General features: G+C 70.8%; 11 protein-coding genes and 1 pseudogene. 9 read left to right on the top strand and 3 right to left on the bottom strand.

The annotated features are described in order from the left end of the window. Window positions 1–100: 100 nt before the first annotated feature. Entirely contained in the window at window positions 101–2,335 is a 2,235-nt protein-coding gene (gene glgX, locus ACWD4O_RS44920; protein WP_451288851.1) for a glycogen debranching protein GlgX, read from the bottom strand. A gap of 152 nt (window positions 2,336–2,487) precedes the next feature. On the opposite strand from glgX, the gene ACWD4O_RS44915 reads away from it, so the two are divergent. From ACWD4O_RS44915 to ACWD4O_RS44875, 9 genes and pseudogenes are all read left to right on the top strand, one after another. Next, window positions 2,488–3,732, top strand: a complete 1,245-nt coding sequence (locus ACWD4O_RS44915; RefSeq protein WP_451288850.1) for a L,D-transpeptidase — start codon at window positions 2,488–2,490, stop codon at window positions 3,730–3,732. Between the two features lie 167 nt (window positions 3,733–3,899). Next, window positions 3,900–5,150, top strand: coding sequence for a L,D-transpeptidase (locus ACWD4O_RS44910; protein WP_358809086.1), 1,251 nt, complete (start codon window positions 3,900–3,902; stop codon window positions 5,148–5,150). Between the two features lie 93 nt (window positions 5,151–5,243). Further along, on the top strand, window positions 5,244–6,011 hold the full coding sequence (locus ACWD4O_RS44905) for an enoyl-CoA hydratase/isomerase family protein (RefSeq protein ID WP_451288848.1): 768 nt from the start codon (window positions 5,244–5,246) through the stop codon (window positions 6,009–6,011). Window positions 6,012–6,323: 312 nt separating this feature from the next. Next, window positions 6,324–6,827 (top strand): ATP-binding protein, encoded by a 504-nt coding sequence (locus ACWD4O_RS44900; protein WP_351916431.1) that lies wholly within the window; start codon window positions 6,324–6,326, stop codon window positions 6,825–6,827. Window positions 6,828–7,007: 180 nt separating this feature from the next. Beyond that, window positions 7,008–7,784: a polysaccharide deacetylase family protein gene (locus tag ACWD4O_RS44895; protein WP_451288847.1), complete on the top strand. Its 777-nt coding sequence runs from the start codon at window positions 7,008–7,010 to the stop codon at window positions 7,782–7,784. After that, entirely contained in the window at window positions 7,784–8,965 is a 1,182-nt protein-coding gene (locus ACWD4O_RS44890) for a YncE family protein (protein WP_451288845.1), read from the top strand. Before ACWD4O_RS44895 ends, ACWD4O_RS44890 begins: the two co-directional genes overlap by 1 nt. After that, window positions 8,966–9,730 (top strand): annotated as a pseudogene (locus tag ACWD4O_RS44885) (helix-turn-helix domain-containing protein); the annotation flags it as partial. Window positions 9,731–9,784: 54 nt separating this feature from the next. After that, the gene (locus tag ACWD4O_RS44880) at window positions 9,785–9,997 is read left to right on the top strand and encodes an EF-hand domain-containing protein (protein WP_351916439.1); all 213 of its coding nucleotides are present in this window, start codon (window positions 9,785–9,787) and stop codon (window positions 9,995–9,997) included. A 195-nt stretch (window positions 9,998–10,192) separates the two neighbouring features. Next, window positions 10,193–10,852, top strand: a complete 660-nt coding sequence (locus ACWD4O_RS44875; protein ID WP_451288843.1) for an NADPH-dependent F420 reductase — start codon at window positions 10,193–10,195, stop codon at window positions 10,850–10,852. 89 nt (window positions 10,853–10,941) lie between these two features. Here ACWD4O_RS44875 and ACWD4O_RS44870 read toward each other — a convergent pair whose 3' ends face one another. After that, the gene (locus ACWD4O_RS44870) at window positions 10,942–11,484 is read right to left on the bottom strand and encodes an MOSC domain-containing protein (RefSeq protein WP_451288841.1); all 543 of its coding nucleotides are present in this window, start codon (window positions 11,482–11,484) and stop codon (window positions 10,942–10,944) included. Between the two features lie 21 nt (window positions 11,485–11,505). Next, window positions 11,506–11,878: L-serine ammonia-lyase, iron-sulfur-dependent, subunit alpha (locus ACWD4O_RS44865; protein ID WP_451288840.1), on the bottom strand; the 373-nt coding region annotated here is incomplete at its 5' end.

The raw sequence follows: 11,878 nt of genomic DNA, 5'->3' as shown, positions 1-11,878 counted from the left end.
CACTGACATCGCCCACCGAGTTTTGGCCCGATCGGCATCCGACGTCGGTCCTACGACCTGCGTTTTTCGCGGAAATTCAGGGGCCGGCTTCCCGGGACCGTCACTCCACCACACGCAGCAACAGCACCGCCCGACCCGGCACCCGCACCGCCGCCCCCGCGGGGTGCGTCAGTCCCGGCGCCTCCCCCTGCTCCTCCCTCGACGTGTCCACGACCACCTCGTACCGCTCCGCCCACGGCGGCCCCGGCAGGACGAAGTCCACCGGCGCGTGCCCCGCGTGCAGCACCGCGAGGAAGCTGTCGTCGGTGATCGGCGCGCCCCGCTCGTCCCGGCCGGGAATGTCCCGCCCGGACAGGTACATCCCCAGCGTCGCCGCGGGCGCGTACCAGTCGCCCTCCGTCATCTCCGTGCCCCGAGGCGTGAACCAGGCCAGGTCCCGCAGCCCGTCCGCCGAGTGCGCCCGCCCGGAGAAGAACGCCCGGCGCCGCAGGACCGGGTGGCGGTGGCGCAGCGCGATCAGGCGGGAGGTGAGCTCGTACAGGGCCTTCCAGCCCGGGTCCTCCAGCAGACTCCAGTCCACCCAGCTGATCTCGTTGTCCTGGCAGTAGGCGTTGTTGTTGCCGCCCTGTGTGCGCCCGAGTTCGTCGCCGGCGACCAGCATCGGCACGCCCGTCGACAGCAGCAGGGTCGTCAGCAGGTTCCTCAACTGGCGGCGCCGTAGCGCCAGGACGCGTTCGTCGGAGGTCCGGCCCTCGACCCCGCCGTTCCAGGAACGGTTGTCGTTCGTGCCGTCCCGGTTGCCCTCGCCGTTGGCCTCGTTGTGCTTGCGCTCGTAGGACACCAGGTCGCGCAGGGTGAAACCGTCGTGCGCGGTGACGAAGTTGACGGACGCGTACGGCCGCCGTCCGCCCCACGCGTACAGGTCGCTGGAGCCCGACAGCCGGTAGCCCATCTCCCGGACGTCCGGCAGCGCGTGCCGCCAGAAGTCGCGGACCGTGTCGCGGTAGCGGTCGTTCCACTCCGTCCACAGGGGTGGGAAGGCGCCCACCTGGTAGCCGCCCGAGCCCACGTCCCACGGCTCCGCGATCAGCTTGACCCGGCGCAGTACCGGGTCCTGCGCGATCACCGCCAGGAACGGGGAGAGCATGTCGACGTCGTGCATGGAGCGGGCCAGGGCCGCCGCCAGGTCGAAGCGGAAGCCGTCGACGCCCATCTCCGTCACCCAGTAGCGCAGCGAGTCGGTGATCAGCCGCAGCACATGCGGCTGGACCACGTGCAGGGTGTTCCCGCAGCCCGTGTAGTCCGCGTACCGGCGGGCGTCGGACTGGAGGCGGTAGTAGCCGCGGTTGTCGATGCCCTTCAGGGAGAGGGTCGGGCCGAGCTCGCCCGCCTCCGCCGTGTGGTTGTAGACGACGTCCAGGACGACCTCGATGCCTGCCGCGTGCAGCGCCCGCACCATCCGTTTGAACTCGCCGACCTGCTGACCGGTCGTCCCGGCGGCGGCGTACGCGGCGTGCGGGGCGAAGTAGCCGATCGAGTTGTAGCCCCAGTAGTTCTTCAGACCGCGGCGCAGCAGATGGTCCTCGTGCGCGAACTGGTGGACGGGCAGCAGCTCCACCGCCGTGACGCCCAGCCGCACCAGGTGCTCGATCGCCGCCGGGTGCGCCAGGCCGGCGTAGGTGCCGCGCAGTTCCTCCGGAATCCCGGGGTGCAGCCGGGTGAAGCCGCGGACGTGCAGCTCGTAGATCACCGAGTCCGCCCACGGGGTCTTCGGCCGGCGGTCGTCGGCCCAGTCGTCGTCATCGTGCACGACGATGCCCTTCGGGACGTAGGGCGCCGAGTCGCGTTCGTCGCGGACGGTGTCGGCGACCTGCTGCTGGGGCCAGTCGCGGACATGCCCGTACACCTCCGGGGGCAGGCCGAACTCGCCGTCCACCGCGCGGGCGTAGGGGTCCAGGAGCAGCTTCGCCGGGTTCCAGCGGCCCCCGGTCCACGGGTCCCAGCGGCCGTGCACGCGGTAGCCGTAGCGCTGGCCCGGCATGACCCCGGGCACGAAGCCGTGCCAGATCTCGTGCGTGAGCTCGGTCAGCCGGGCCCGTGTCTCCCGCCCCGCCTCGTCGAACAGACAGAGCTCGACGGACTCCGCCCCGCCCGCCCACAGCGCGAAGTTGGTGCCCGCGACCCCGTCCGGGCCGACCCGGAACCGGGCGCCCAACGGAGTGGACGCACCCGGCCGCACGGGCGGTCCCGGCACCTTGCGCGGCGCACCGTTCACGACGATGTCCGGCGTGGCGCGTTCTGCCGCCACCGCCTCCTGCTCGGCTGCGCTGGACACCGGCTCGCCTCCCGCGGCTCATGGAACGACGTGGGGAAAGAGCGCGCGGTGTCCCGCCGCGGCCCCTCGTCGCGTCGTCCTCCCCCCTTTTCTGCCCAGAGCGGCCGTCGCACTCACGTTTCCCCGGAGCGTGCCCGATCGTTGGGTACGCCGTGAGGCACGTACAAGGGCGCGCACGGCGCGCGGGGGTCGCACTGGCCGCCGTAATGACATGGGCAGGACTACTGGCTGGGGCCGCGGGCTGCACCGGCGGCGACAGCCGCAGCGGGCTCGACCGGATGGTCGGCAGACCCCCGGCCCCCGAGGACGTCATCCGGGTCGCCCCGGCGGACGGCGCCAAGGGCGTGCAGCCCGGGGAGGAGTTGCGGGTGCGGGTGCCCGACGGGCGGCTGGAGTCGGTGAAGGTCGTCCGGTCGCAGGACGCCCGGGAGGCCGTCGTCCCGGGCCGGATCGCCGCGGACGGTCTGAGCTGGCAGCCGGACGACGAACGGCTCGGGCTCGCCGCCCGCTACACCGTGGACGTCGTGGCGCTGGACGGCGAGGGCAACCGCTCGGCCCGCCACACCACGTTCACCACCTACGTCCCCAAGGAGCGCTTCATCGGCTACGTCACCCCCGAGAACCGTGCCACCGTCGGCACCGGGATGATCGTCTCGCTGGAGTTCAACCGGGAGATCGACGACCGCGCGGCCGTCGAACGCGCCGTGCGGGTCACCGCCGAACCGGCGGCGGACATCCGGCCCCACTGGTTCGGGAACACCCGGCTCGACTTCCGCCCCGAGGAGTACTGGAAGCCCGGCACCCGGGTCACGGTCGCGCTCGGGCTGCGGGACGTCGCAGGGGCGCCCGGCGTGTACGGGCTGCAGCAGAAGTCGTTCTCGTTCACCGTCGGCCGCAGCCAGGTGTCCCTGGTGGACGCGGCGAAGCACACCATGCAGGTGCGCCGCGACGGCGAACTGCTGGCCACCGTGCCGATCACCGCCGGGGCGCCGAAGAACACCACGTACAACGGCAAGATGGTGGTGACCGAGATGCTGGAGCTGACCCGGATGAACGGCGCCACGGTCGGCTTCAAGAAGGCCGACGGCAAGGGCGAGTACGACATTCCGGACGTCCCGCACGCCATGCGCCTGACCAGCTCCGGCACCTTCCTGCACGGCAACTACTGGGCGGAGGACGTCTTCGGCAACGCCAACGTCAGCCACGGCTGCGTCGGCCTCCGGGACGTCAAGGGGGGCGGGGCGGAGACGCCCGCGGGCTGGTTCTTCGACCGCAGTCTCGTCGGGGACGTCGTCGAGGTCGTCCACAGCAAGGACAAGGTCGTCGCCCCCGACAACGGGCTCGGCGGCTGGAACATGAGCTGGCAGGAGTGGCTCGCCGGAAGCGCCGTGAACTGACCCCGCCCCGCATGCAACCTTCCCCCCGCATTCACGGTCCTACTTGGGACCGAACGGTGACAATCTTGGCCCGCCGGGGCCGCTGACCATGTGGTTAATATGCGGCGAACGCGGGTGACGCGTCGCTGCGGGCCCGGGGAGGGCCCGGGGGAGTGGGGAGAACGACTTTGAACGTGCGACCGATATCGGGGGCGTCGGTTGGGGGGCGCTCGCGCGGCCGTGACAAGCGGTTGGCGCTGATCGTCGGAGGGCTGCTGCTGGCCGTCACGGCGTGCGGCGGAGGCGGGGACTCGGACTCCGGGTCCACCGCCAAGGACGACGGCGACAAGGGCGCTTCCGCCGCCGCCGAGAGCAAGCAGTCGGAGGCGGTCGTCACCATCGCCCCGAAGACCGGCGCCAAGGACGTGGACACCAGCGGCGCCCTGAAGGTCAGCGCGGCCAAGGGCAAGCTGACCGAGGTCACCGTCAAGGACGCCAAGGGCAAGAAGATCGACGGCGCGATCTCGGCCGACGGCGCCGGCTGGACGCCCGCCACGCACCTGGCCGCGTCCACCGCGTACCAGGTGCACGCGGTCGCCAAGGACTCCGCGGGCCGGACGGCCGCCGAGGACTCCTCCTTCACCACGCTGAGCCCGAAGAACACCTTCATCGGCAACTTCACGCCCGAGGACGGCTCCACCGTCGGCGTAGGCATGCCGTTCTCGGTGAACTTCACGCGTGGCATCACCAAGCCGGCCGACGTCGAGAAGGCCATCACGATCAAGACCGTGCCGGCCGTCGAGGTCGAGGGCCACTGGTTCGGCAACGACCGCCTGGACTTCCGTCCCGAGAAGTACTGGAAGGCCGGCACCAAGGTGACGGTCTCGCTGAACCTCGACGGAGTCGAGGGCCGCAAGGGCGTCTACGGCGAGCAGTCCAAGACCGTGTCCTTCACCATCGGCCGCGACCAGGTGTCCGTGGTGGACGCCAAGAAGCACACGATGAAGGTCATGCAGGAGGGCAAGGTCGTCAAGACCATCCCGGTCACCACCGGCAAGCCCGGCTACGCGACCTGGAACGGCCAGATGGTCATCAGCGAGAAGTTCACCGTGACCCGGATGAACGGCGACACGGTCGGCTACGACGGCGAGTACGACATCAAGGACGTCCCGCACGCCATGCGGCTGACCAACTCCGGCACCTTCGTGCACGGCAACTACTGGGGCGGCGACGCCTTCGGCAACTACAACGCCAGCCACGGCTGCATCGGCCTGCGGGACGTGCGCGGCGGCTACGACAGCTCCATCGCCGCCGCGTGGTTCTTCAACCACTCGATGGTCGGCGACGTCGTGACCGTGAAGAACTCCACCGACCCGACGGTCGACCCGGCCAACGGCCTCAACGGCTGGAACATCCCCTGGGCGGAGTGGAAGAAGTAGCAGCCCCCTGACGAGCAGTCCCCTGACGACGGGCCCGGCGCTGTGACACACGGCACCGGGCCCGCCGTCGTTAGTCGCCGTTAACCTGCTGGCATGACCGTGAATCTCGAAGTCGCCGAAGGCGTCGGCACGCTCCGTCTCGACCGCCCGCCCATGAACGCGCTGGACGTCGCCACGCAGGACCGTCTCAAGGAGCTCGCCGAGGAGGCGACCCGGCGGGACGACGTCCGCGCGGTCGTCGTGTACGGCGGTGAGAAGGCGTTCGCGGCGGGCGCGGACATCAAGGAGATGCAGGAGATGGACCACACCGCGATGGTCCTGCGCGCCCGCGCCCTGCAGGACTCCTTCACGGCCGTGGCCCGGATCCCCAAGCCGGTCGTCGCGGCCGTCACCGGATACGCGCTGGGCGGCGGCTGCGAGCTCGCGCTGTGCGCGGACTTCCGCATCGCCGGGGACAACGCCAAGCTGGGCCAGCCGGAGATCCTGCTCGGGCTGATCCCCGGCGCCGGCGGCACCCAGCGGCTGGCCCGGCTGATCGGCCCCTCCAAGGCCAAGGACCTCATCTTCACGGGCCGGATGGTGAAGGCCGACGAGGCGCTGACCCTGGGTCTGGTGGACCGGGTCGTCCCGGCCGCCGACGTGTACACCGAGGCGCATGCCTGGGCGGCGAAGCTGGCGCAGGGTCCGGCGCTCGCTCTGCGCGCCGCGAAGGAGTCGATCGACACCGGCCTGGAGACGGATCTCGACACCGGCCTGGCGGTCGAACGCAGCTGGTTCGCGGGCCTGTTCGCGACCGCCGACCGCGAGATCGGCATGCGCAGTTTCGTGGAGGAAGGGCCGGGCAAGGCCAAGTTCCTGTGAGCGCCCGCTGTGAGTGACGTCTCCTTCAAACTGCCCGGAATCACTTGCAATTGACGGGATGTCTCACCCGGGTCCCACCCTGGTCCCTCGATGGGGCGGTTTATCGAAACCTTAAGGCGACCTTAAGCCTGCCTTGTCGAGGGAGCCTGTGGATTGCCGGTGGGTGAGCCGTTGCTGCAGGTCGACGCGGGTTTGTCAGGCTTTGTGCTGCCGCTGGCATATGCCGATCGCATCATCCGGAACGGTCGATTCCGGGGGGCGTATTCCGTCGGAACGGCCCCGGAGGGCGTGCTGGGCGGCCATGATGGGGGCATGGCGGGGCTGGAGGGCATCGAACAGCCGCGGGGGCCGGGCCGTGCGACCGCGGCGCGCTGGTCGCCTGCGGTCGAGGACGAACGGGCGCTCAAGGCGCTGGAGTTGTTCGGCAATCCGACGGAGGGCGAGGTTCCGCTGCCGTCCCGCCCCGAGTCCGCCGCGACGGCCCGCCGACTGGCCCAGGTCGTCGTCCTGAGGCAGTGGGGACTGACCCCCAAGATGACGGAGGACGCGGTCCTTCTCGTCTCCGAACTCGTCGGCAACGCCGTACGGCACACCGGCGCCCGCGTCTTCGGTCTCCGGATGCGCCGCCGCCGCGGCTGGATCCGCGTCGAGGTCCGCGACCCCTCCCGCGGCCTTCCCTGTCTGATGCCGGTCCAGGAACTGGACGTCAGCGGCCGCGGTCTGTTCCTGGTCGACAAGCTGTCCGACCGCTGGGGCGTGGACCTGCTGCCCCGGGGCAAGACGACCTGGTTCGAGATGAGGGTCGCCGACCGGTAGGCGCGGCCGCGGGGTCGGTCCGGGTCGCTTCTCAGGCACCCGGTGCCGGTGTCCCGTCCCTGGGGGCTGCCGCCCCCAGACCCCCGCTTCGGCCTGACGGCCTCGTCCTCAAGCGCCGGACGGACTGTAAGGGTGGGTCAATCGCCGGAATTGCACCATTTAGCCCCTTAAATGGTGCAAGTGACCACATCCGACCGTCGTTATCTGCTGCGGGCGGGCGCCGGGCTCGTCGCCGGGGGTGCGTGTGCCGCCGCGTGCTCGCCCCTCGGGAGTCCCTCGGGTGCCGTCGCCCCCCGCGCCCCCGCGAGCACAGCCCCCTCCGCCGGTGCGGCCCCCGGCCCCCGCACCTTTCCCCGGCAGCCCGCCCAGATCGCCCATGGCCCCCGGGACCGTCCCCGGGTCGCGCTCACCTTCCACGGGCAGGGGGAACCCGCCGTCGCCCGGGCCCTGCTCGGTGAAGCCGAGCGGCACGGGGCACGGGTCACCGTCCTGGCGGTCGGGAGTTGGCTCGACGAACACCCCGACCTCGCCCGCCGGATCCTGGACGGCGGTCACGACCTCGGCAACCACACCCAGCGGCACCTGGACGTCAACGCCATGTCGGAGCCGGACGCGGCGGCCGAGATCGCCGGGTGCGCCGAGCGGCTGCGCAGGCTCACCGGGTCCATCGGCACCTGGTTCCGCCCCTCCCGGGCCGTCCGCGCCTCGCCGCTCGTCGAGGCGCTGGCCCGCCGCGCCGGCTACCCGCACGTCCTCTCCTACGACGTCGACTCCCTCGACTTCACCTCGCCCGGCGCTCCCGCCGTCGCCCGCAACGTCCTCGGCCAGGTCCGGGGCGGGTCCGTCGTGAGCCTGCACTTTGGGTACGCGGACACGGTCGCCGCGCTTCCGGCCGTCCTGGACGAACTCGCCCGCCGCGGACTGCACGCGGTCACCACCACGGAGCTGATCGGCTGATGCACCGAAACCTCGCGAAATGCGCCCTCCCGGCCGCCGTCGCCCTCGCCCTGCTCGCCGCCTGCGGCGCCGAGGGCGAGGACGGCGCGGCCAAGGCCACCCGGGCGGCGGCGCCGGCGCCCGTGAAGAAGCCGGTGAAACCACTCGTCGACGGACTGCCCGGCATGCCGCCGGTGCTGGACCCGAAGGACGTCTACGCAGCCGACCGCCCGAACAGGCTCTCCCCGGTCGTCAAGGACTTCCCGTCCCGGGTGTACGTCCCCAACACCGAGTCCGACACCGTCTCCGTCATCGACCCGAAGACGTACCAGGTGATCGAGACCGTCCATGTCGGCCGCCAGCCCCAACACGTCGTCCCCTCCTGGGACTTGAAGACCCTGTGGGTCAACAACAACCGCGGGCACACCCTCACCCCCATCGACCCGAAGACCGGCAAGGCGGGCAGATCGGTCGAGGTGCACGACCCGTACAACCTCTACTTCACGCCCAACGGCAAGTACGCGATCGTCATGGCCTCCCTCGACCGCGAGCTCGTCTTCCGCGACCCGCACACCATGAAGCGGATCAAGACCGAACCGGTCACCTGCTACGGCGTCAACCACGCCGACTTCTCGCTCGACGGGAGGTACTTCATCGTGTCCTGCGAGTTCAGCGGTGAACTGCTGAAGGTCGACACCGAGCAGATGAAGGTGGTCGGACAGCAGCGACTGCCCTTCAAGGGCGCCATGCCGCAGGATGTGAAGGTCTCGCCCGACGGGAAGCGGTTCTACGTCGCGGACATGATGGCCCACGGGATGTGGATCGTCGACGGCGACACGTTCGGCGAGCCGGAGTTCCTGCCCACCGGCAAAGGCTGCCACGGGCTGTACATCGGTCGCGACTCCCGCGAGATGTACATCTCCAACCGCGGCGAGGGCACCGTCTCCGTCTTCGACTTCCACGAGAATCGGCTCACGAAGAAGTGGCGACTCCCGCAGGGCGGCAGCCCGGACATGGGCGGCGTCTCCGCGGACGGCAAGGTCCTGTGGCTGTCCGGGCGGTACAACTCCGAGGTGTACGCCATCGACACCGCCACCGGCCGCCAGCTCGCCCGCATCAAGGTCGGCAGCGGCCCGCACGGCCTCGCCGTCTACCCCCAGCCCGGCCGCTACTCCCTCGGCCACACGGGCATCTTCCGGTAGTCCGCCGCCCGGCTGGAGCTGATCCGCACCCTGCGCGAGCTGGGTCTGGGCCTGGCCGACGTGCGCCGGGTGCTGGCCGGGGAACGGACGGTCGCGGAGGTCGCGGCGGCGCATGTGACCGCGCTGGACGCGCAGATCAGAGCGCTGCGGGTGACCCGTGCGGTGCTGTCGTCGGTGGCCCGACGCGGTGCGAGCGCACAGGAGGCGACCTTGATGAACAGACTGGCCCGACTGTCGGCGGCCGAGCGGTCGCGGATCGTCCACGACTTCATGACGGAGATCTTCGACGGCCTCGACACCGCCGACCCCGACATCCGCACCCGGCTGCGGTTCGCGGCGACCGACCTGCCGGACGACCCCACCCCCGAGCAGGTGGACGCCTGGGTGGAGCTGGCCGAGCTGATCCAGGACCCGGCGTTCCGGGCGCAGATGCGGCACACGGTGGAGTTCAACGCGGCGGACCGGGGGCCGGAGGCGCCGGCCGGCACCTCCCTGTGGTTCACCAGCCGGCTGGTGCAGCTCGCCGGCGACGCCCTGCGCAGGGGGCTCGCCCCCGACGCCCCGGAGGCCGCGGAGGTCGTGCGGGGCCTGATCGGCGACGCCGACCCCGCCGCCGTACTGGAAAAGCTGACCGCCGCGACGAACGTACAGGTGGCGCGCTACCGGGAGTTGTCGGCCGTCGTGCAGGGGCTCGGCCCGCAGCCGGCCTACCAGGAGGAGTTCGCGTGGGCGGTCGCCGCACTCGCCGCTCGCGCGGCCGGTTAATCTGACCTGCGTCAGTACGACAGCAGGACAAGAAAAAGAAAAAGGGGCGGATCGGTGGCCGACATCGAAGAAGCGCGCAAGCAGTTCCAGCGGATCGACACGGACGGTGACGGCTTCATCACCGCGGCCGAGTTCAAGACCGCCCTCGCTCAGGAGGGTGACTGGAACGTCACCGAGGCGGTCGCCGAGGTCCTCATCAAGAGCCGTGACCTCAACGGGGACAAGGTTCTCTCGTTCGACGAGTTCTGGGCCTACCTGAGCAAGTGACGCGCGCGGAAAAGGGGCGCCCCGCAGCCGCGGGGCGCCCCTTCCGCATGCTGCCGTGCTCACTGCGGAACTCGAGGATCCGGTCGCCGCCCCGGAATAACCGGCGAACCACTCCGGTTGACGCCGCTCGGAAGCATGCACACGCATTGATTCTCTGGTGGATCCGACGTGTCACTCCGGAAGGCAGGGCCAGTCATGAAGATCGGCATCATCGGCGCGGGCAACATCGGCGGCAACCTCACCCGGCGGCTCACCGCCCTCGGCCATGACGTCTCCGTCGCGAACTCCCGCGGTCCGCAGACGCTCACGGAACTCGCCGAGGAGACGGGAGCGACCCCCGTCACCGTCGAGGAGGCGGCGAAGGGCGCGGAGGTCGTGGTGATCACGATCCCGGTGAAGGCGGTCCCGAACCTGCCGTCCGGCATCCTGGACGGCGCGGCCGCCGACGTGGCCGTCATCGACACCAACAACTACTACCCGCAGCAGCGCGACGGCCGGATCGCGGGGATCGAGGACGAGGGCCTCACCGAGAGCGGCTGGACGGAGCGTCAGATCGGCCACCCCGTCGTCAAGGCGTTCAACGGCACCTACGCCCAGGACATCCTGGACCGTCCGCTCCCGGCCGGCGACCCCGACCGCATGGCGCTCCCGGTCGCCGGCGACGAGCCGGCGAAGGCGAAGGTGCGCGCCCTGATCGACGAGCTCGGCTTCGACACCGTCGACACCGGCGGCATAGCCGACTCCTGGCGTCAGCAGCCCGACACCCCCGTCTACGGCCTGCAGGCCGGCGCGGAGGCGGTCGCCAAGGCACTGACCGAGGCAAGCCCGGAACGCCCCGCGACCTTCCGCGGCTAGACCGGCTCCCGGTCCGGGTCCGGGTCCTGGTCCTGGGGTCCCGCTCCTGAGGTCCCGGTCCCGGTCCTTTTCCGGGTCCTGTTCCGGGTTCAGACGATCGCGAGGGGCAGGTGCGGTCCGTCCGGCAGCTCGACGGTGATCGAGTCCCCGGGCCGCACCACGCCCCCGCTGAGCACGACGCTCATGATCCCGGACCTGAACGCCGGACGGCCGTCCGGGCCGCGCCCGACGACCTGCTTCATGAGCCCCTTCCGGAAGCCGTCGATCTGGGCGCAGGGGTTGCGCAGCCCGGTCACCTCGACCACGGCCTCGGCCCCGAGCCGCAGTCGCGCCCCGACGGGCAGACCGAGCAGATCGAGCCCCCGGGTGGTCACGTTCTCGCCGAGCTGCCCGGCGGCCACCTCGAACCCGGCCGCCCGCACCTCCTCGAAGAGCTCCTCGTGGATGAGGTGCACCTGCCGCAGATTCGGCTGCGAGGGATCCTTCTCCATCCGGAACCGATGCTTCACCGTGGCCCCGGCATGCACATCGCCCTCCACCCCGAGCCCGGCGAGCAGCGTGACGCTCGCGCGGTTGGGCTTGGTGAAGGAGTACGTGCCGTTACTGCTGACGGCACTGACCGACCCAGTCATCTGTTCCTCTCGGCATTCGCTTCAGCATTCGATGATGTTCACCGCCAGCCCGCCCCGGGCCGTCTCCTTGTACTTGACGCTCATGTCGGCGCCCGTTTCCTTCATCGTCTTGATGACCTTGTCCAGCGACACCTTGTGCGAACCGTCGCCGCGCATCGCCATGCGGGCCGCGGTGACCGCCTTCACCGCGGCCATGCCGTTGCGTTCGATACAGGGGATCTGGACGAGGCCGCCGACGGGGTCGCAGGTGAGGCCGAGGTTGTGTTCCATGCCGATCTCGGCGGCGTTCTCGACCTGCTCGGGGGAGCCGCCGAGGACTTCGGCGAGGGCGCCGGCGGCCATGGAGCAGGCGGAGCCGACCTCGCCCTGGCAGCCGACCTCGGCGCCGGAGATG

This window comes from Streptomyces sp. NPDC002623 (assembly GCF_053592635.1).
The sequence above is the reverse complement of the archived record's forward strand: the minus strand, read 5'-3'. Positions and strand labels throughout refer to the sequence as shown.

Excerpts from the sequence above, each read along its gene's own strand:
- ACWD4O_RS44905 (WP_451288848.1), top strand. The coding sequence starts at position 5,244 with ATGACCGTGAATCTCGAAGTCGCCGAAGGCGTCGGCACGCTCCGTCTC.
- ACWD4O_RS44900 (WP_351916431.1), top strand. The coding sequence starts at position 6,324 with ATGGCGGGGCTGGAGGGCATCGAACAGCCGCGGGGGCCGGGCCGTGCG.
- ACWD4O_RS44890 (WP_451288845.1), top strand. The coding sequence starts at position 7,784 with ATGCACCGAAACCTCGCGAAATGCGCCCTCCCGGCCGCCGTCGCCCTC.
- ACWD4O_RS44875 (WP_451288843.1), top strand. The coding sequence starts at position 10,193 with ATGAAGATCGGCATCATCGGCGCGGGCAACATCGGCGGCAACCTCACC.
- ACWD4O_RS44870 (WP_451288841.1), bottom strand. The coding sequence starts at position 11,484 with ATGACTGGGTCGGTCAGTGCCGTCAGCAGTAACGGCACGTACTCCTTC.